This window comes from Mesorhizobium sp. WSM3860, assembly GCF_002294995.1.
Taxonomy (GTDB): Bacteria; Pseudomonadota; Alphaproteobacteria; order Rhizobiales; family Rhizobiaceae; genus Mesorhizobium.
Window position 1 is genome coordinate 34,980 of sequence record NZ_NSGF01000023.1, and the last position, 19,614, is coordinate 54,593.

The 19,614-nt window shown below is 63.0% G+C and carries 21 protein-coding genes; 11 read left to right on the forward strand and 10 right to left on the reverse strand.

Annotated elements, in window-relative coordinates; translation table 11 throughout:
- Nucleotides 1-139: 139 nt before the first annotated feature.
- Nucleotides 140-1,054 (reverse strand): oxygen-dependent coproporphyrinogen oxidase, encoded by a 915-nt coding sequence (hemF, locus tag CK220_RS26730; RefSeq protein ID WP_095814436.1) that lies wholly within the window; start codon nt 1,052-1,054, stop codon nt 140-142.
- Between the two features lie 118 nt (nt 1,055-1,172).
- On the opposite strand from hemF, the gene CK220_RS26735 reads away from it, so the two are divergent.
- Nucleotides 1,173-1,430: a hypothetical protein gene (locus tag CK220_RS26735; protein ID WP_066994316.1), complete on the forward strand. Its 258-nt coding sequence runs from the start codon at nt 1,173-1,175 to the stop codon at nt 1,428-1,430.
- A gap of 6 nt (nt 1,431-1,436) precedes the next feature.
- Here CK220_RS26735 and soxR read toward each other — a convergent pair whose 3' ends face one another.
- Both soxR and CK220_RS26745 read right to left on the reverse strand, forming a co-directional pair.
- On the reverse strand, nt 1,437-1,880 hold the full coding sequence (gene soxR / locus CK220_RS26740; RefSeq protein WP_095814395.1) for a redox-sensitive transcriptional activator SoxR: 444 nt from the start codon (nt 1,878-1,880) through the stop codon (nt 1,437-1,439).
- A 148-nt stretch (nt 1,881-2,028) separates the two neighbouring features.
- The gene (locus CK220_RS26745; RefSeq protein ID WP_095814396.1) at nt 2,029-2,487 is read right to left on the reverse strand and encodes a tRNA (cytidine(34)-2'-O)-methyltransferase; all 459 of its coding nucleotides are present in this window, start codon (nt 2,485-2,487) and stop codon (nt 2,029-2,031) included.
- A 510-nt stretch (nt 2,488-2,997) separates the two neighbouring features.
- Between CK220_RS26745 and CK220_RS26755 the strand changes: the two genes are divergently transcribed.
- The 5 genes from CK220_RS26755 (at nt 2,998) to CK220_RS26775 (ending at nt 9,522) form a co-directional block, all read left to right on the forward strand.
- On the forward strand, nt 2,998-3,435 hold the full coding sequence (locus tag CK220_RS26755; RefSeq protein ID WP_245429415.1) for a hypothetical protein: 438 nt from the start codon (nt 2,998-3,000) through the stop codon (nt 3,433-3,435).
- Nucleotides 3,419-5,299, forward strand: a complete 1,881-nt coding sequence (locus CK220_RS26760; RefSeq protein WP_095814398.1) for an ABC transporter ATP-binding protein — start codon at nt 3,419-3,421, stop codon at nt 5,297-5,299. The genes CK220_RS26755 and CK220_RS26760 overlap by 17 nt, the downstream gene beginning before the upstream one ends.
- A gap of 129 nt (nt 5,300-5,428) precedes the next feature.
- A complete protein-coding gene (locus tag CK220_RS26765; RefSeq protein WP_095814399.1) occupies nt 5,429-7,321 on the forward strand; it encodes an ABC transporter ATP-binding protein in 1,893 nt (630 codons plus the stop codon).
- Entirely contained in the window at nt 7,318-9,201 is a 1,884-nt protein-coding gene (locus CK220_RS26770; protein WP_095814400.1) for an ABC transporter ATP-binding protein, read from the forward strand. Before CK220_RS26765 ends, CK220_RS26770 begins: the two co-directional genes overlap by 4 nt.
- Nucleotides 9,202-9,210: 9 nt before the next feature.
- Entirely contained in the window at nt 9,211-9,522 is a 312-nt protein-coding gene (locus tag CK220_RS26775) for a DUF6665 family protein (protein ID WP_095814401.1), read from the forward strand.
- On the opposite strand, the gene CK220_RS26780 is transcribed toward CK220_RS26775, so the two are convergent.
- Both CK220_RS26780 and CK220_RS26785 read right to left on the reverse strand, forming a co-directional pair.
- Complete coding sequence (locus tag CK220_RS26780; RefSeq protein ID WP_095814402.1) at nt 9,519-10,376, reverse strand: alpha/beta hydrolase; 858 nt, start codon at nt 10,374-10,376, stop codon at nt 9,519-9,521. The two genes, CK220_RS26775 and CK220_RS26780, sit on opposite strands and share 4 nt — an antisense overlap.
- 90 nt (nt 10,377-10,466) lie before the next feature.
- The gene (locus CK220_RS26785; RefSeq protein ID WP_095814403.1) at nt 10,467-10,811 is read right to left on the reverse strand and encodes a cupin domain-containing protein; all 345 of its coding nucleotides are present in this window, start codon (nt 10,809-10,811) and stop codon (nt 10,467-10,469) included.
- 313 nt (nt 10,812-11,124) lie between these two features.
- Here CK220_RS26785 and petA point away from each other — a divergent pair, with 313 nt between their 5' ends.
- The 5 genes from petA (at nt 11,125) to CK220_RS26810 (ending at nt 15,466) form a co-directional block, all read left to right on the forward strand.
- On the forward strand, nt 11,125-11,685 hold the full coding sequence (petA, locus tag CK220_RS26790; protein WP_095814404.1) for a ubiquinol-cytochrome c reductase iron-sulfur subunit: 561 nt from the start codon (nt 11,125-11,127) through the stop codon (nt 11,683-11,685).
- Nucleotides 11,686-11,702: 17 nt separating this feature from the next.
- Nucleotides 11,703-13,007 carry a cytochrome b N-terminal domain-containing protein gene (locus tag CK220_RS26795; RefSeq protein WP_095814405.1) on the forward strand — a complete coding sequence of 435 codons (1,305 nt, stop codon included), beginning with the start codon at nt 11,703-11,705 and terminating at the stop codon, nt 13,005-13,007.
- 19 nt (nt 13,008-13,026) lie between these two features.
- Entirely contained in the window at nt 13,027-13,881 is an 855-nt protein-coding gene (locus CK220_RS26800; protein ID WP_095814406.1) for a cytochrome c1, read from the forward strand.
- 138 nt (nt 13,882-14,019) lie between these two features.
- A complete protein-coding gene (locus CK220_RS26805; RefSeq protein ID WP_095814437.1) occupies nt 14,020-14,715 on the forward strand; it encodes a phosphatase PAP2 family protein in 696 nt (231 codons plus the stop codon).
- 205 nt (nt 14,716-14,920) lie between these two features.
- A complete protein-coding gene (locus CK220_RS26810) occupies nt 14,921-15,466 on the forward strand; it encodes an adenine phosphoribosyltransferase (RefSeq protein WP_066994354.1) in 546 nt (181 codons plus the stop codon).
- A gap of 207 nt (nt 15,467-15,673) precedes the next feature.
- Here CK220_RS26810 and CK220_RS26820 read toward each other — a convergent pair whose 3' ends face one another.
- From CK220_RS26820 to CK220_RS26840, 5 genes are all read right to left on the reverse strand, one after another.
- Complete coding sequence (locus tag CK220_RS26820; RefSeq protein ID WP_095814408.1) at nt 15,674-16,153, reverse strand: MaoC family dehydratase; 480 nt, start codon at nt 16,151-16,153, stop codon at nt 15,674-15,676.
- The gene (locus CK220_RS26825; protein ID WP_095814438.1) at nt 16,150-16,611 is read right to left on the reverse strand and encodes a MaoC family dehydratase; all 462 of its coding nucleotides are present in this window, start codon (nt 16,609-16,611) and stop codon (nt 16,150-16,152) included. The genes CK220_RS26820 and CK220_RS26825 overlap by 4 nt, the downstream gene beginning before the upstream one ends.
- Before the next feature lie 104 nt (nt 16,612-16,715).
- On the reverse strand, nt 16,716-17,819 hold the full coding sequence (gene ychF / locus CK220_RS26830) for a redox-regulated ATPase YchF (RefSeq protein ID WP_095814409.1): 1,104 nt from the start codon (nt 17,817-17,819) through the stop codon (nt 16,716-16,718).
- A 94-nt stretch (nt 17,820-17,913) separates the two neighbouring features.
- Nucleotides 17,914-18,636: an aminoacyl-tRNA hydrolase gene (gene pth / locus CK220_RS26835; protein ID WP_095814410.1), complete on the reverse strand. Its 723-nt coding sequence runs from the start codon at nt 18,634-18,636 to the stop codon at nt 17,914-17,916.
- A 25-nt stretch (nt 18,637-18,661) separates the two neighbouring features.
- Nucleotides 18,662-19,306: a 50S ribosomal protein L25/general stress protein Ctc gene (locus CK220_RS26840; protein ID WP_095814411.1), complete on the reverse strand. Its 645-nt coding sequence runs from the start codon at nt 19,304-19,306 to the stop codon at nt 18,662-18,664.
- Nucleotides 19,307-19,614: the final 308 nt, after the last annotated feature.

Consider the following 19,614-nt stretch of genomic DNA (forward strand, 5'->3'; position numbering starts at 1 on the left):
GCTTCCCGACCCGGCGACCTTAAATAAATCAATTTTTTCAAAAGCATATTAGACGAAAAAGAAATCTCCCCTGCCACATTGGCGGTCAAAATTCGGCGAATGGGACAGCAATGCGGCTGGCCTTCCGCTCACCGGATTTTTACGGCCACTTTACCTCGGGCGGCAGGCTGGAGAGGATCGAGGCGACATTGCCGCCGGTTTTCAGGCCGAAGATGGTGCCGCGATCGTGAAGCAAGTTGAATTCGACGTAACGGCCGCGCCGGACGAGCTGTTCCTCGCGGTCGCCGTCGGTCCAGTTCTGGTTGAAATTGCTTCGGACCAGATGGGAATAGACGACGAGGAAAGAGCGACCGACATCCTGGACGAAGTTGAAATCGGCGTCCCAGTCGCCCTTGCCCTCATCCGAATGCAGCCAGTCGAAAAAGATGCCGCCGACGCCGCGCGCCTCGTTGCGATGCGGCAGGAAGAAGTACTCGTCGCACCACGCCTTGAATTTCGGGTAATCGGCCACGGCGGCGTTCTTCTCGCAGGCGAACTGCATGGCGCGGTGGAAGGCGATCGTGTCGGGATCATCCTGGGTACGGCGTCGGTCGAGCACCGGCGTCAGGTCGGCGCCGCCGCCGAACCAGTGGCGCGTGGTCACGACCATGCGTGTGTTCATATGCACGGCCGGAACGTTGGGGTTCCAGGGGTGCGCGATCAGCGAAATGCCGCTCGCCCAGAAGCGCGGATCCTCGTCGGCGCCCGGGATCTGCTTGCGGAATTCGGGAGAGAATTCGCCGTGAACGGTCGAGGTATGCACGCCGATTTTCTCGAAGACGCGGCCGCGCATCATCGACATGGTGCCGCCGCCCCCTTTGCCCTCGTCGCGCTCCCAGGGCGACTTCTCGAAATGCCCGGGCGACCATGCCGATTGCGGTCCAGTGAGTTCCTGCTCGATCTGCTCGAAGGCGGCGCAGATGCGCTCGCGCAGCGCTTCGAACCAGAGGCAGGCCTTCATCTTCTTCTGCTCGATGTCGTCAGGCAGGCCCACCGCAATGTCGGATCGTTCCAATTCCGTCTCCAGTCCAGGCGGCTTGCCCGACAAATGACTCGTTTTTTCTGCGCGCGATCCCTAATCTCTTAAGGGCAAGGGTCAAGTCCTGTCTGACCAAGGTGCAAGGAGTTTGCTCGTGCGCACCCCGGCAAGGCCGCCGCTGGATGGCTTGAAGAAGAGGCTGGAGCGCTCACGGGCCGAGCGCGAAAGAGAGCCGCGCGACGGATTTTTGCGCGAGACTTTCGTACTGCCGCGGCCGGCCGCGCGCCTCAAGGCCAAGGAATGGTTCGAGCGCTTTCCCAAGCAGGCCTATTGGACCGAGATCGAAAGCTGGTTCGAGCGCCCGGGCGACGTCATCGAATTCACGATGCGACGGCTGCCGGCGGCGGATTGAAAATCCTCAGGGCACCAGTAGCCGTCTCGCTCCAGTTCCCTCTCTGGCCAGTCGGTCCTCGTTGTTCCGAAGCGGGCATTTGTCGATCGACATGCAACCGCAGCCGATGCAGTCGGTCAGGCCGTCGCGCAGCTTCTTCAATTGGGCGATCTTATGATCGAGGCCGTCGCGCCAAGCCGTTGAAAGCTGATTCCAATCCTCGCGCGTCGGCGTGCGGCCCTCGGGCAGGGATTGGAATGCCGCGGCGATTTCGGCGAGTGAGATGCCGACCTCCTGGGCGACGCCGATGATCGCCACCCGTCGCAGCACGTCGCGGCCGTAGCGCCGTTGGTTGCCCGCGGTGCGATGGCTGCGGATCAGCCCGCGCGCTTCGTAAAAATGGAGCGCCGAGACCGCGACGCCACTGCGCATCGCCACTTGGCCGACCGTCAATTCCTTCACCGGAGCCATCTCGCACTTTCCGCTTGACCTCAAGTTAGGTTGAGCTTGTAGCGAGGAAACCCTGACAAGGCAAACTGAGGAGAAGGCGATGTGCGCCTGGGTGAGACTGACGCCGCAAGTGGGAGGCGTTCGCGACAACGAGCCAGGCTTGAGCACCCTATCCGAGCTGGCGGACCGCTTCGCCCGCGACCATCGCGACGGACAGCGCGACATTGATGCTGCGGGCGCCCGGCCGCATCGGAATGGTCAGTCGCGCATCCGCCGCCTGATGAACCTCTTCCGGCACGCCGGCGGATTCGCGGCCGAACAGAAGGACGTCGCCGGCGGCGAAGGCAAACTCCGTGTAAGCGGTCGCGGCCTTGGTGGTGAGCAGCACAAGTCGGCGCGAATTCGTTCGGCGCCATTCCTCGAAGGCGTGCCAGTCGGCATGGCGGGAAAGCGCCGCCATTTCGAGATAGTCCATGCCGGCCCGTTTCAGCGCCCGATCGGAGAGCGGGAAACCGGCCGGCTCGATGATGTCGACGCCAAGATCAAGGCAGGCGGCGAAGCGCAGGATCGTCCCGGTATTGCCGGCGATATCCGGTTGGTAGAGCGCGATGCGGAGACGGTCGTTCATTTCCGCATCCTTCTAATAAGTGGCAGAACGGCCACAGGCGGCTCCAGCTTTTGGCGATTTCTAGACTGGCGGGTGGCCATTTTCTGCGAAGTCGAGTATATGCCCATCATCGTCAACCCGAACCGAAGGAGGGGGACCACATGAAGACCATGCATTTTTTCCAGCTCCTCTCCGGGCAGCTCCTCTCCGGGGCTCACGTATGCCCAAGGGCGGTTTCGGTACGACGATTCTTCTGACACTTTAAGACCTGATCGCACCGATTCCCGCCGAACCCAGTTTTCGGCCTTCGAAGGAATCTTGCGATGTTTCTCAAACTGGCAAAGGGGCGCCGTGCCCCACCTCAACGTGTCGACACCGACGCTGGTCGTCGTGTCGGGACCGACGCTTGTCGTCGTGTCGGGACTGGCGCTTGCCGTCATGTCCTGACCGCGTTGCGTCCCTCCGGCCCGAATGCCGGAGGTCGGGCTCGCATCACCCTTTTTAACGCATTTGCACATGGAGGACGGACCGATGTTCGATCCCTTTAAAATACCGGGTTCAAGAAGCTTGCATGAGCGCAAGGTGGCGACCTGGGCCCTGCTGATCGGCGAGACTTACTCGTCGGCGGTGCACGCCGAGACGCGCCGGCGTCCGCATCGCGGCATGCTGCCGGACGTCGACTTCTCGCGCGCCGTGCCCGACCCGGGCCGACCCTCGCTGGTGCGCCGGATCATCCGCATGGTCCGGCCGGGTAAAACCAGGGCTGGCGACAGCTTGTCGTCAGGATCCTCTGGCAAGCCTGTCGGCGAAAGGCCCGCGACACCCTATATTGCGCGAAGCAGGGCCGGCGATACGGACAATTCCGTATCGCCGGCCCGCGGCGCCGTGCGGCCGAAAAGGCCTTACCAATCGATCCCGCGCCGCGTGAGCGCACAGCCGTCGAGTGCCTTGAATGTTCCGCTGGTTTGAAAAGAGGCTCGATCCGTTTCCCGCCGCGGAGCCGGTCGAGCCGCCGAAGACGCTGGTCGCCTTCTGCGTGCATTATACGCGCGGGGCCTGGCCCTATATCCTCGTCGATGCCGTGCTGGTGGCAGCGATAGCCCTTGCCGAAGCGTGGATGTTCGGTTTCATGGGCCGCATCGTCGACTGGCTGTCGGCGCAGAATCGCGAAACCTTCCTTGCGACGGAGAGCTGGAAACTCGCCGGCATGGCTTTCATCGTGCTGTTCGCGCTGCCCGGCACGGTATGGCTGCATTCGCTGCTCAACCAGCAGACGCTGATGGGCAACTATCCCATGCGCATCCGCTGGCAGGTGCATCGCTACCTGCTCAAGCAGTCGATGGCCTTCTACCAGGACGAGTTTGCCGGCCGTATCGCCACCAAGCTGATGCAGACCGCTCTTGCCGTGCGCGAATGCGTCATCAAGCTGATCGATGTCCTAAACTATGTCGTGGTCTACTTCCTCAGCATGCTGTTCATCGTCGGCTCGGCAGACTTGCGACTGGCGGTGCCCTTGGGTGTATGGCTGGTCGGCTATATCGGGCTCTTGCGCTTTTTCATCCCGAAGCTCGGCAAGGTCGGCGAGGAGCAGGCCAATGCGCGCTCGACCATGACCGGCCGCGTCGTCGACAGCTACACCAATATCCAGACGGTGAAGCTGTTTTCGCATGCCCGCCGCGAGGCAACTTTCGCCAAGGAGGGCATGGCGAGCTTCCTCGATACCGTCTACCGCTCGATGCGGCTGGTGACGCAGTTATACGGGATGCTCTACATCCTGAATTCGCTGCTTCTGTTTTCCGTGACGGTGATCTCGCTGTGGCTTTGGCTGGGCCAGGCGGTGACGATCGGCGCAGTCGCCGTGGTTATCGGCCTGGTGCTCAGGATGTGGGGCATGTCGCAGTGGATCATGTGGGAGATGTCGAGCCTGTTCGAAAATATCGGCACGGTGCAAGACGGCATCCAGTCGATCTCGCTGCCGCGCCTGGTCGAGGACCGCCCGGGCGCCAGCGACATCGCCGTCAGCCAGGGCGAGATCCGTTTCGAGGAGATTCGCTTCCACTACGGCAAGCAGAAGGGCGTCATCGAGAACCTGTCGCTCACTGTGAAACCCGGCGAAAAGGTCGGCATCGTCGGCCGCTCCGGCGCCGGCAAGTCGACACTGGTCAACCTGTTGTTGCGCTTTTACGACCTGGAAAGCGGCAGGATACTCATCGATGGCCAGGAGATCGCCGGGGTAACGCAGGATTCGTTGCGCGCGCAGATCGGCATGGTGACGCAGGATACCTCGCTGCTGCACCGGTCGGTGCGGGAGAATATCCTCTACGGGCGGCCTGACGCGACCGACGAGATGCTGATCGAGGCGGCCCGGCGCGCGGAGGCGCTCGATTTCATCGGCGCGCTTTCGGACCATAACGGCCGCAAGGCATTCGATGCCCATGTCGGCGACCGCGGCGTCAAATTGTCCGGCGGCCAGCGGCAGCGCATCGCCATTGCCCGCGTTATGCTGAAGGACGCACCGATCCTCATCCTCGACGAGGCGACGTCGGCGCTCGATTCGGAAGCCGAGGCGGCGATCCAGGAGAACCTCTACAAGCTGATGCAAGGCAAGACCGTGATCGCCATCGCGCATCGGCTGTCGACCATCGCGGCGATGGACAGGCTCGTCGTCATGGACAAGGGGCGCATCATCGAGGAGGGCTCGCACGAAGAGCTTGTCGCCAAGGGCGGCCTTTATGCCCAGCTCTGGCAGCGCCAGTCGGGTGGCTTCCTGCTCGATGATGCGCCGGCTGAGTCCGATGCCAAAGGCCCTCAATCCGAGATGGCGGCGGAGTAACGCGATCGCGATTGGCATCAAGGTTACGGCAATTGCGGGGAATCGATCCGGGGCGTAACCACGACCTGTCAGAGGCCTGCCGGCGACCAAATCGGGTGCCGGCGGGTTTCCGGCGTCTATGAGAGAAAAATGTTCGACCGCATCTTCACCTGGTTCGAAAGCCATTATTCGCCGGTGGCGCTGGCCGAAGACAGGCAGCCGCCAATGGGACTTTGGCGGTTCTACTGGTATTTCATAAGGCAGTTTCGCGCCGCCTATTGGCTGCGCATGATCATCGTTGCCGTCGCGGCAATAGTCGACGCGATGCTGCCGATTTTCGTCGGCCTGATCGTGGGCCTGCTCTCCAACACCAGGCCGGGCGATTTCTTCGCCGCGCATGGGCCGCTGCTCGTCATGATGGCGATCGTCGTGCTGCTGCGTCCGCTGTCGATGGTCATCGACGCGCTCATCCGCAACCACGCCATCGCGCCGAACCTCATCGACCTCATCCGCTGGCAAAGCCATTGGCATGTCGTGCGCCAGGACTGGTCATTCTTCCAGAACGACTTCGCCGGCCGCATCGGAACAAAGGTCATGCAAAGCGGCGACTCGGTGGAGATGAGCGTCAATCTTACCGTCGATGCCGTCTGGTACGCGCTGGTCTTCGTTGCCGTCGCCATCGTTGTGCTGGCGCGGCTCGACCCGCTTCTTCTGGCTGTGGTGGCGGTCTGGCTGGTGTTCTATTGCCTGATCTTCTGGTTTGCGATGCCGAGGATCACCCAGCGCTCGTCCCAACTGTCGGAGCGGTGGTCGCAGGTGAGCGGCCGCATGGTCGACAGCTACACGAACATCCTGACGCTGAAGACGTTCTCGACCGGCGAGCACGAAGACAAATATGTCTCGCAAGCCGTCGTCGAGCACGCCGACACGTTTTACCAGCTGATGCGCGTTTTCACACTGATGTGGTCGGCCCTGTTCGTCCTCAACGCGGCGCTGCTCATCGCCATAAGCTGGCTGGCGCTGGCCGGCTGGAACGCCGGCGCCATGACCACGGCGGCCGTGGCGACGGCGATACCGTTCGCGCTGCAGATCGCCAACATCTCCGGCAGGATCCTCGATGTCGGCGCAAACGTCTTCCGGCAGATCGGCGTCGCCAGCAATTCGATGACGACGATCGCGCGCCCCATCACCATGCAGGACCAGTCGGACGCGCCGGCCCTCGTGGTCAAAGCCGGCGGCATCGAGTTCGACCAGGTGAACTTCAACTATTGGCGCAAGGACGGCAAAGGCGGCGTTATCGACAATCTGTCGCTGAAGATCGCGCCGGGCGAGCGGGTCGGCCTGATCGGCCGTTCCGGGGCCGGCAAGTCGACGCTGGTCAATCTCGTGCTGCGGCTGTTCGACGTGCAGGACGGCAAGGTGCTGATCGACGGACAGGATATCCGCAACGTCTCGCAGGAAAGCGTTCGCGCGGCGATCGGCTTCGTCAATCAGGATACGTCGCTCTTGCATCGATCCGTTCGCGAGAACCTCAAGTATGGACGCCAGTCCGCCAGCGACGAGGCGATGTTCAGCGCCGCCAAGGCCGCACAGATCGACGATGTGATCGCGGGGCTGACAGATCCGCATGGGCAAAGCGGCTATGAGGCGCTTGTCGGCGAGCGCGGCGTGAAGCTGTCCGGCGGCCAGCGGCAACGCATCGCCATTGCCCGCGTTATGCTGAAGGACGCGCCGATCCTCATTCTCGACGAGGCTACGTCTGCGCTCGATTCGGAGGTGGAGGCCGCCATCCAGGAGAACCTCTACAAGCTCATGCAGGGCAAGACGGTCATCGCCATCGCCCACCGCCTGTCGACCATCGCGGCGATGGATCGGCTCGTCGTCATGGACAAGGGCCGCATCGTCGAGGACGGCTCGCATGAGGCGTTGATCGCCAAGGGCGGGCTCTATGCCCAGCTCTGGCGGCGCCAGTCGGGCGGCTTTCTGCTCGAGGAAAAACAGGCGGCCGAAGATCTGCCGACGAAAGGTGAAGCCGCGGAATGATGCAGGCCGTCTATCGCTGGTTCGAAAGCTGGGTCTACCCGTTCCGCGAGCCAGCGAATCTTCGGCCACCTGCCAGCGTTGGCGGCTTCCTCTGGCACTATGTCGGGCAAGCGAAGCTCGCCTTCTTCGCCATGCTGATCATCGGCGGCATCGCGCCGCTGGTCGAGGCTGGGCTGTTCTATTTCGTCGGACGGCTGGTCGATATCCTCGACCAGCTTCCCGGCGAACGCAGCTGGCACGCGCTGTGGGCCGCCGCCGGGCCAGAGCTGCTGTTCATGGGCGCGGTGGTGCTGATCATCCGCACGCTGGTGGTCGGCCTTTCGGCGCTGGTCGACGAGCAGACGATCACGCCGGGCTTTTACAGCCTCGTGCGCTGGCAGGCGCACCGGCACGTCTCGCGCCAGTCCTACGCTTTCTTCCAAAACGATTTCGCCGGGCGCATCGCCACCAAGGTCTGGCAGGCGGGGCAGGCCACCGGCGATCTCATGGAAAGTTTCATCGAGGTCGTCTGGTTCATGATCGTCTACACGGTGACGACGCTGGCACTGGTCGCCGGCCTCGACCTCAGGCTGGCGGTGTTGGTGGTGATCTGGATCGTTGCTTTCGGCTGGCTGGCCAGGCTCTATTTGCCGGCGATCCGCAAGCATGCCGAGGCAACCGCCGAGGCCGGCTCGATGATCACCGGCCGCATCGTCGATTCCTATTCCAATGTGCAGACGCTGAAGCTGTTCGCGGCCGACGGCGACGACCGCTACATCCGCAGCGGCTTCGACATCTATCTCGATGCGCTGCGGCCCTTCACCCGCCGCCTGACCGGCGTGCGCATGGCGCTGACGACGCTTTCCGGCGTCATGATCACGACGATCGCCGCCTTTGCCGTCTATCTCTGGGTGGAAGGCTCGATCACCGTCGGTGCCGTCGCCTTCACGCTCTCGCTGGTGCTGAGGCTCAACATGCTGTTGGGACGGGTGATGATGCAGCTCAACGGCATCCTCAGGAACCTCGGCGTGCTGGAGAATTCCAAGGCGCTGATCTCGCAGCCGCTCGGCCTGACCGACGCTCCGGACGCCAGGCAGCTGGTGGTGGCCGGTGGCCGCATCGACCTCAAGAACGTCACCTTTCACTACGGCAAGGGGGCAGGGGTCCTCGACGGCATCGACCTCGTCGTGCGTCCGGGCGAGAAGGTCGGGCTGGTCGGGCCGTCCGGCGCCGGCAAGACGACGCTGGCCAATCTCATTCTGCGCCTCTACGACCTCGAGGGCGGCAGGATCCTGATCGACGGCCAAGATATCGCCGGGGTTACGCAGAATTCGCTGCGCGCGAATATCGGCGTGGTCAGCCAGGACACGGCGCTGTTCCACCGCTCGCTGCGCGACAACATCAAGCTCGGCATGGCGGACGCTACCGACGCTCAGGTGATCGCCGCGGCGCGCAGAGCCGAGGCGCATGACTTCATCATGGGGCTGCGCGACAATCGCGAGCGCCTTGGCTACGAAGCCTATGTCGGCGAGCGCGGCGTCAAGCTCTCCGGCGGCCAGCGCCAGCGCGTGGCGATCGCCCGCCTCTTCCTCAAGGATGCGCCGATCCTCATCCTTGACGAGGCGACCTCGGCACTCGATTCCGACATCGAGGCGGCGATCCAGGAAAACCTGGCAAGGCTGATGGAGAACAAGACCGTCATCGCCATCGCCCACCGGCTTTCCACCATCGCAGCGCTCGACCGGCTGGTCGTGCTCGACGGCGGCCGCATCGTCGAACAAGGCACGCATGACGAGCTGGTGGCGCTGGACGGTCTTTATGCGCGGCTCTGGAAACGGCAGTCCGGCGGCTTCCTGTTCAATGAGGAAAGCGTGCTGGAAGAGACGCGCCCGGCGGAGTAGAACGCAGCCATGTCGGTCAGAATGCCCAGCAATTTCGGACGGTCAGGCGCGCAGGAGAGCGCTCTCGATCTGCTCGGCCACGAAATACTCGCCGAAAAGGCCGCCGCCCTCGGTCGCGCCGGCCAGCGCGTCGAAGAGACCTTGACGAAGCTGCGCGAAAATGGGGAAGGCGGTAATCGCAACCGGCTGCTGAAAGAAGCGGCAGAAGCCGTCCACGCCTATTTCATCCAGCGCGAACTCTGCGGGCCGCGCAAGCACGAGGCCGTGATCCGCGAATACGACATCCCGCGCGCGGTGCTGGTCAGGCTCGGCGCCAGCTAGACTAGGCCGACTTCCTTGCGAAACCGCGCCAGGCGCAAGGCGAGCGCTCCGGGATTCTCATCGGCGACGAAGTGCCCGCTATCAGGAATGATGTCGCCCTCGACATTGGAGAGGCCGGCGGCCTTCAAGCCATTGAGGTAATCGGTGATCTCGCCGGTCTCGGCTGCGCCCCTGAGGCAGAGCACCGGCGTATCGATCGGGCTTGCCGGCGGAACGGCATTGGCCTTGGCGTCCTCGGAAAAGGCGCGGTACCAGTCGAAGCCCGCCTTGAGGCTTTCCGGCCGCGAGTAGGCCTTGGCGTAGATGTCTCTTGCCTCGGCCGGGATAGCGGATTTTTCCTTCGACAGGGTGTCGAAGAAGAAGTCGAAATAGGCGCGCTCGTGACGCCCAACCAGCAGTTCCGGGAGAGCAGGAACCGCGTGGAAGGCGAAGTGCCAGAGGTTTGGATTGCGGATGACCTTGTCCCACGGCGCCACGCCCGGAACCACAACATCCATGATCGCGGCGGTGGAGAGGATTTCGGGATGGTTGCGCAAAAGCGCGAAGACGATCTGGCCGCCGACATCATGGCCAGCCACTATAACTTGTCGCAGGCCGCAGGCTTCAATCAAGGCCGCTATCACCCTGGCCAGATCGGCTTTCTCGCCGGTTTTGCGCGTCCCTTGCGAGCCGCCTATACCCGGCAGGTCCGGCGCGATCACGCGCTGATCGGTGGCCAGCCGACCGATCACGTTCTCGAAGGCATGGGAACTTTGAGGCCAGCCGTGGAGCAGCACGAGGCCGGGCGCATCCCGTGGTCCGGCTTCTCGGATCGCAATGGTCAGTCCTTCAACCACGATGCTGGAAGGTTCCATCGCCCGGCTTCCATCTGTCCGATCGCTCCGACCGACAGAACTAGGCGGGAATCGGTCCGGGGACAGGCCTGGCCTCTCGAATAAGCCGGATCACTCCAGCCATTCGGTGATGAAGCTGCCGTTCTCGTGGATGTCGGTGGTCTCGAGCGGACCGGGGCCGAGATTGGTGAATTTGTGCGGCGTGTCTGCCGGCACGATCAGAATTTGGCCTGCGGTAGCCGTTATCTGCCGGTCGCCGACCGTGAACAGGCCGGTGCCGGAACGGATGACGAAGATCTCCGCGTAAGGATGCTTATGCAGACGCGGGCCGCCGCCGATCTCGGGCTGATAGTTGAAGATCAGGCAGGAGTTGGAGCCAAATGCGCCGCATTGCAGCTCGCCTTGCCAACGGTCGGGCGTGCTCGCCCATCTGTCGCGGTCGATGACATGCGCCATGGCTCGACAATAGACCGGGCCGGCGGTTGCTGTCGAGGCAAGCGGAGCTCCGATTTACCGCTGAAGTTAGCGCTATTTAGCGCTGTTCGGTGGCCCGATCATGAAGCCGTGGCGCGGGCCGCGGCATATGCCCGCGACAATGTGCCCTTGTGCCTCCGCGCGTCTGGACAAAAACGGGCTTCACGCATAAACGGAACCTCCAAATGCCGGAGCAATTCGCTAGCCTGTTCGCCATGCGCTGTCGGGCCGGCGCGATTGAGCGGGGACAAGGCTCGGCCGCCGGCACGGAAAGAGGCGAAAGGATCAGGCACCCGTGAGCGCAACCGATATCCACGATCCCAACCGTCGCGATTTTCTCTATATTGCCACCGGCATGGCCGGCGTGGTCGGCGCAGGGGCCCTCGCCTGGCCGTTCATCGACCAGATGCAACCGGATGCCTCGACGCTGGCACTGGCTTCTGTCGAGGTCGATGTCTCCTCGCTGCAGCCCGGCAGTTCGCTGGTCGTCAAGTGGCGCGGCAAGCCGGTCGTAGTGCGCAACCGCACCGACAAGGAAATGAAGGACGGCGCGGCGGTCAGCCTCAACGATCTCAAGGATCCGATCGCCCGCAACGCCAACTTGCCGGCCGATGCGCCGGCGACCGACGCCAACCGCACAACGCCCGGCAAGGAGGCCTGGATGGTCATGGTGCAGGTCTGCACCCATCTCGGCTGCATCCCGCTCGGCCAGGAAGGTGATTTCGGCGGCTGGTTCTGCCCGTGCCACGGCTCGGTGTACGATACCGCCGGCCGCATCCGCAAAGGCCCGGCGCCGGAGAACATGGCGATCCCGGTGTTTAAATTCATTTCCGATACCAAGATCCTTATCGGTTGAGGCAGGGGGATATTTCGATGAGCGAGGGACACTCCACCTACACACCGAAAACGGGCCTCGGACGCTGGTTCGACGCCCGTATGCCGCTTCCCCGGCTTGTCTATGACAGCTTCGTTGCCTATCCGGTGCCGCGCAACCTCAACTACATGTGGACGTTCGGCGGCATCCTGTCGATCATGCTGGTGTCGCAGATCCTCACCGGCATCGTGCTGGCCATGCACTACACGTCCGACACCACACTCGCCTTCGATTCGGTCGAGAAGATCATGCGCGACGTGAATTCGGGGTGGCTGCTGCGCTATCTCCATTCCAACGGCGCCTCCTTCTTCTTCGTCGCCGTCTACATCCATATCTTCCGCGGCCTGTTCTACGGCTCCTACAAGACGCCGCGCGAGCTGCTCTGGATCCTCGGCTGCATCATCTACCTGCTGATGATGGCCACCGGCTTCATGGGCTACGTGCTGCCGTGGGGACAGATGAGCTTCTGGGGCGCCACCGTCATCACCGGCTTCTTCAGCGCCATCCCGCTGGTCGGAAACTGGATCCAGGAACTGCTGCTCGGCGGTTTCGCCGTCGACAATCCGACGCTGAACCGCTTCTTCGCGCTGCATTACCTATTGCCGTTCATGATCGCCGGCGTCGTCGTGCTGCACATCTGGGCTCTGCATGTCGTCGGCCAGTCGAACCCGACCGGCATCGAGGTCAAGTCGAAGACCGACACCGTCGCCTTCACGCCCTATGCGACCATCAAGGACGCGTTCGGCATGATCGTGTTCCTGTTTGTCTTCGCCTATTTCGTCTTCTACCTGCCGAACTTCCTCGGCCACCCGGACAACTATACGGTCGCCAATCCGCTGAAGACGCCGGCCCACATCGTTCCGGAATGGTACTTCCTGCCGTTCTACGCGATCCTGCGCGCCATCACCTTCAACATCGGACCGATCAACTCCAAGCTCGGCGGCGTGCTGTGCATGTTCGGCGCCATCGCCATGCTGTTCCTGGTGCCGTGGCTCGACACCTCCAAGGTGCGCTCGGCGGTCTACCGGCCCTGGTATAAGCTGTTCTTCTGGCTGTTCGTGGCCGACGCCATTCTGCTCGGATGGCTCGGCTCGCAGCCGGCGGAAGGCTCTTACGTGTTCATGGCGCAGATGGCGACGCTGTTCTACTTCGCCTTCTTCCTGGTCGTCATGCCGGTGCTCGGCCTGATCGAGACGCCGCGGCGCCTGCCGAACTCCATCACCGAGGCTGTGCTGGAAAAGAAAAACAAGGGGGCCGGCGGGCATCCGGCAGGCGCGGTCAGCGCGCCGGAAACCAAGGGCTGAGAATCTGAGGGGATTTGGCATGAAGAAGATTCTCACCTCGCTGGCGCTGCTTGGCCTGGTGGTCGCGGGCACCGCTGCCATCGCCGAAGAGGAACACAACGCGGCGGCCCCGACGCATTTCCCGATCAATGAACCGAAGGAAATGAGCTGGAGCTTCGCCGGGCCGTTCGGCACCTACGACAAGGCCCAGCTGCAGCGCGGCCTGAAGGTCTACAAGGAAGTCTGCTCGGCCTGCCACTCGATGAACCTGGTGGCGTTCCGCACGCTGGAAGGCCTCGGCTATTCGGAAGCGCAGGTCAAGACGCTTGCCGCCGAGTACACCATCCATGACGGCCCGAACGATGCCGGCGACATGTTCGACCGCCCGGGCAAGCCGTCGGATCACTTCCCGGCGCCGTTCCCGAACGAACAGGCCGCCGCATCCGCCAATGGCGGCGCCGCTCCGCCCGACATGTCGCTGCTCGCCAAGGCGCGCGGCGTCGAGCGCGGCTTTCCGCGCTTCGTCTTCGACATCTTCACCCAGTACGCCCAGGGCGGCCCGGACTACATCCACTCGCTCTTGACCGGCTACGACCAGACGCCGCCGGCCGGCATGGTTATCCCGGAAGGCACGCACTACAATCCGTACTTCCTGTCCGGCGTGTCGCTGAAGATGCCGAAGCCGCTTTCGGACGGCCAGGTGACCTACGACGACGGCTCGCCGCAGACGGTCGACCAGTATTCGCGCGACGTGTCGGCCTTCCTGATGTGGGCCGCCGAGCCGCATCTCGAAGACCGCAAGAAGACCGGCTTCCGCGTGCTGGTGTTCCTGCTGCTGTTCGGCGCGCTGGTCTACCTGACCAAGCGCAAGGTATGGGCCGAAGTGGCGCACTGAGCCGCGATCGGTCGAACACCTTCGAGGGGCGCCGCAAAGGCGCCCTTTTCATATTTCCGGACCGCTTTGATCCGGCCATGTCACATGGCTGTCATTGCGCATGGCGATCCTGCGTTGCCCACCTCAAAGGATCATCCCATGAAAAGACTTGCGCCGCTTGCAGCCGTGGTGCTGCTTCTTGTCGCCAGCTCGGCAGTCCGCGCCGAGGACGCTCAGCCCTTCGTCACCAACAAGGACATCGACCTGACGATGATCCTGCCGCCGCCGCCGGCCAATGACTCGGCCGAGACCAAAGCAGAGCTCGGCGAGGTACTGACCCTGCAGGTGACGCGAACTCCCGAAATGGAAAAGCGTGCCGTCGCCGATGCGGAAGAGGATGTGTGGCGCTTCGCCGATGTCATGGGACCGAAATTCAGCAAGGAGACGCTGCCGAAGTTCAGCGCCTTCTTCGACCGCGTGGTGGCGACCGAAGGTGCGGTCGTCGATCCTGCCAAGGACGTCTGGAAGCGTCCGCGTCCGCATCAGCTCAGTGATCTGGTCAAGCCCGCGGTGAAGCTGTCGAATTCAGGTTCCTGGCCGTCGGGCCATGCGACGGTCGGCACCATGATGGGCATCATCCTGTCCGACATGGTGCCGGAGAAGCGGGCCGAGATCATGGCCCGCGCGGCCGATTATGCCCATAACCGCGTGGTCGGCGGCATCCATTATCCGTCGGATGTCGAGACGGGCAAGATTTCCGGCAGCGTGATCGCAGCGGTGCTGCTCAGCCGGCCCGATTTCAAGGCCGAGTTCGAAGTGGCGCGGTCCGAGCTGCGGTCCGACCTCGGCATGTGACCCGCCCGCCACCGACGTTTCTGCAAGGGCGCCATGGGGCGCCCTTTTCGATTGCGGCGCCGGCACGGGAGCAAGGCAGGCGATGCCGATCGTTTGCCGGATGCGCTTGTCTCCCGGGCTCCATCGCGGTAGCCGTTGTTGGTTGCGTTGCGCCGGGCGCGCCGACGCCGTTATACCCGACAGCCGGACACGCGGAGCTCGTCTCATGAAACCCTCGCTCGAAGACACGCTGCTTGCCGCCATCCGCACCATTCCGGATTACCCCAAACCCGGCATCCTGTTTCGCGATATCACGACGCTGCTCGGTGACGCTCGCGCCTTTCGCCGCGCCATCGACGAGCTGGTGCATCCTTACGCCGGGCTGAAGATCGACAAGATCGCCGGCATCGAGGCGCGCGGCTTCATCCTGGGCGGCGCAGTGGCGCACCAGCTTTCGGCGGGTTTCGTCCCGATCCGCAAGAAGGGCAAGCTGCCTTACGAGACCGTGCGCGTCGCCTACAGCCTCGAATATGGTCTGGACGAGATGGAGATGCACAAGGACGGCGTCTCGCAAGGCGAGAAGGTGATCCTGGTCGACGATCTGATCGCCACCGGCGGCACGGCGGAGGCGGCCGTCAAGCTGCTCAGGCAGATCGGCGCCGACATCGTCGCCGCCTGCTTCGTCATCGACCTGCCGGATCTCGGCGGGCGCCAGAAGCTGGAAGCGCTCGGCGTGCCGGTGAGGACGCTGATCGGTTTCGAGGGGCATTAGGCAGTGGTGAATGGTGAATAGGGAATAGGGAATAGGGAATAGGGAATAGGGAATAGGGAATAGGGAATAGGGAATAGGGAATAGGGAATAGGGAATAGTCAATAGTGAAGCTCGGTCTCAATGAAGAGCGTCCGCGCCCATTGCTTACTACTTACTACTCACTACTTACCATTCACCATTCACCATTCACCATTCACCATTCACCATTCACCATTCACCATTCACCTTCACCAGCACCGCGCTGTCGAACTCGATGACCTTGTCGCCGGTGGAGTCAAAACCTTCGGAACGCAGCGTGAGCAGGCTCCAGCCGGGGCGGCCGGCGAGGGGACGGTGGGCAAGCGCTGTGCGGGTGAAGGTCACGGTCTCGCCGGCATAGACCGGCTTCAGCCATTTGAGATTGCGAAACCCGGGCGAGGGGCCGAATTCGGGCTGCGGGCCCGGACCGGTCCAGCGTACGCCCTCGGTCTCCATGCGCTTTTCGAGGTTGTATTTCATCCATGTGGCGGCGGTGTGCCACCCGGAGGCGCAGAGCCCGCCAAGCACGCTTTTCGTCGCCGCCTCCTCGTCGACATGGAAGATTTGCGGATCGTATTTCCTGGCGAACGCCTTGATCTCGTCCGCTTCGAATTTGTGCGAGCCGAGCGTGACGGTTTCGCCGATCAGGAAATACTCGTCGAGGGTCATGCCGCGGCCTCGCGGGTCAGGAACATGCCGGTGTTCTCCAACTCGAACACGCATTCGCCGCGCTGGTTGAACAACTCGCTGCGCATGCTGACCAAGCCGAGCTGAGGCCTCGATTTGGACTGGCGCTTGGTAAGCACGGTGACCTTGCCGGTGAGCCGGTCGCCGGCCAGAACCGGCTTCTTCCATTTCACAAGCTCGATGCCGGGCGAACCTTGCGAGGTCGAATCGAGCAGGAAGGCGTCGCACAGCATGCGCATGAACATCGCGCAGGTATGCCAGCCCGAAGCCGAAAGCCCGCCCAGGATGCTGGCCTTGCCGGCCGCCTCGTCGAGATGCATCGGCTGGGCATCGAATTCGCTGGCGAATTCGATGATCTCGTCAGCACTGACAGTCTTGCTGCCGAGGTCGAGCGAGGCGCCCTCGACGAAATCCTCATAGGCCCAGGTCTTTCCTGTCATGTCGGCAATCCGGTTGACGAATGCGTCATCCCCAAGGTCGGGCATCCCGGATGACGGCCCGGGGCAATTTGGTCAAGTGATTTCTGGTAAGCCAGCCAAGCCGATCAGGTGTTGAACTTGAACAGCATGATGTCGCCGTCCTGGACGACATACTCCTTGCCTTCGTCGCGCGCCTTGCCGGCTTCCTTGGCCGCCACTTCGCCGCCGAGCGTGACGAAGTCGTTGTAAGAGATCGTCTGGGCGCGGATGAAGCCGCGTTCGAAGTCGGTGTGAATGACACCGGCCGCTTGCGGTGCCTTGTCGCCCTTGTGGATCGTCCAGGCGCGCGTCTCCTTCGGCCCGACGGTGAAATAGGTGATCAGGTGCAAGAGCTCGTAGCCGGCGCGGATCACCTTGTTGAGGCCCGGCTCATCAAGGCCGATCGAGGCGAGGAACTCCATTTCCTCCTCGTCGGAAAGCTGGGCAACTTCCGCCTCGATCGCCGCCGAGATCACCACCGTGCCGGCGCCCTGCGAGGCGGCCATTTTCTCCACCGCCTTTGTGTGCTCGTTGCCGGTGGCAGCGTCCGCCTCAGCGACGTTGCAGACATAGAGCACGGGATGCGATGTGAGCAGGTTCAGGCCCTGCAGGATGCGCAGATCCTCCGCCGCGATGCCATTGAGGAGGACGCGGGTCGGGCGGCCTGCCTGCAGCAATTCGAGCGCCGCCTCCATCATCGGCAGAACGGTCATTGCTTCCTTGTCCTTGCCGGCGGCGCGCTTGCGGACCTGCACGATGCGGCGCTCCAGGCTTTCGAGATCGGCGAGCATCAACTCGGTCTCGACGGTCTCGGCGTCGGCGACCGGATCGATGCGGCCCTCGACATGGGTGATGTCGTCATCCTCGAAGCAGCGCAGCACATGCACGATGGCGTCGACTTCGCGGATGTTGGCGAGGAACTGGTTGCCCAGCCCTTCGCCCTTGGAGGCGCCGCGCACCAGTCCGGCAATGTCGACGAAGGAGATGCGGGTCGGGATGATCTCCTTCGACTTGCCGATCGCGGCGATCTTCTGCAGCCGCGGGTCCGGAACCGCGACCTCGCCGGTGTTCGGCTCGATGGTGCAGAAAGGATAGTTGGCGGCCTGCGCGGCGGCCGTCCTGGTCAACGCGTTGAACAGCGTCGACTTGCCGACGTTGGGCAAGCCAACGATGCCACATTTGAAACCCATGTTCGTCCGGTCCTATTGGGAATTCGAGATTTGGTGAGGGCTATGGGCGAAAGCGCGGACGATCGTCAAGCCCTTGGCATGATCGTTTGGGCGCTCAGTCTTTTCCGAACAGCTTCTTCAGCATCGCGGCCATCGGCCCGCTCTCGGGAACCTTCGCCGGAGGCTGCTGCGCGCGGGCCTGGCGGATATGGCTCTGCTGTTTTGGCGCCTTGGGCGGCGGCCGATCGTCCTCGCCGGTCGGCACGAGCTTTTCGCGCAGCGCCAGCGTGATGCGGTTCATGAAGGAGTTGTCGTCGCCCATGGCCAGCAGTCCGGCGTCCTCGGCGATCGCGTCGAGCAACACGTCGAGCCATTCACGGTCGGCCTTGGCGAAATCGCCGAGCACATGCCCGTGCACCATCTCTTTGACGCCGGGATGGCCGACGCCGATGCGGACCCGGCGATAGGCATTGCCGACATGCTGGTCGAGTGAGCGGATGCCGTTGTGGCCGCCGGAACCGCCGCCGACCTTGACCCTGAGCTTGCCGGCGGCAAGGTCGATCTCGTCGTAGAAGACGGTGAGGGCAGCGGCATCGAGCTTGTAGAAGCGCAACGCCTCGCCGACCGACTGGCCGGATAAATTCATGAAGGTCTGCGGCTTGATCAAAAGGATCTTCTCGCCGCCCAGCGCGCCCTCGGCGATCAGGCCCTGGAACTTCTTCGACCAGGGCGAAAAAGAATGGCGGCGGGCAATCGCGTCCGCCGCCATGAAACCGACATTGTGTCGGTTGTTCTGATATTTCGCGCCCGGATTGCCGAGGCCTGCAAAGACAAGCATCGTCGTCTCCTGGCGCCGAGAGAAACTACTTCTCTTCGGCCTCAGCGGCCTCAGCTTCCGGCGCTGCCGGTTCGGCAGTCTCCTCCGTCTCCGGCTTCATTGCCGCGGAGCCGGCAATGGTCGCGATGGTGAAGTCGCGATCGGAGATCACCGGCTTGACGCCGGCCGGCAGGGCAACCGCCGAAATGTGGATCGAGTCGCCGATTTCGGTGCCGGCGAGATCGACGGTGATGAATTCGGGGATCGCGTTGGCAGGGCAATGGAACTCGACTTCGTGACGAACGATGTTGAGCACGCCGCCGCGCTTGATGCCGGGCGACTTGTCCTCATTGATGAAGTGGACGGGCACGTCGACATTGACCTCGGTGTCCTTGCCGATGCGCAGGAAGTCGACATGGACCGGGAAGTCCTTGACCGGGTCGAGCTGAAAATCCTTCGGCAGGACCTGGATCTTCTTGCCGTCGACATCGATCGTCGCGATCGTGGTCAGAAACCCGCCGCCGTGGATCTTGTAGAAGATGTCCTTGTAGTTGAGGGCGATCGCCAGGGGGGGCTGCTTGTCGCCGTAAATAACTGCAGGCACTTTGCCGTTGCGACGAACTGCACGGGCGGACCCCTTACCGACCTGTTCGCGCGCTTCGGCCTTGAGCTCGTAAGCCTCGTGGCTCATGGCATTTCCTTTCGCGTGTTATGGAGCGTTCGCGGCGGGCAAGCCCCTCCGTAAACGTCGAAAGCCGTCGCGGCCTTGCATAGTCGATCCAAACGCTTTTGGCTGTCCAAATGCTTTGGGGATCATGCAGGCCTGGCCGGCCTTCCTCCGCGTTGCCTCCAAGGGTGTCTACGCGGGTGGCGGCTCTATAGCGGAAGGCGACGAGAGGCGCAAGCCGTTGACCCGGAAGCCTTTGACCAAGGTCGGTTTGAGCATAGTCGACGCTTCCCCCTGACGCCAAGTTGGATCTGCCAGCCTGCTCCGAGCGC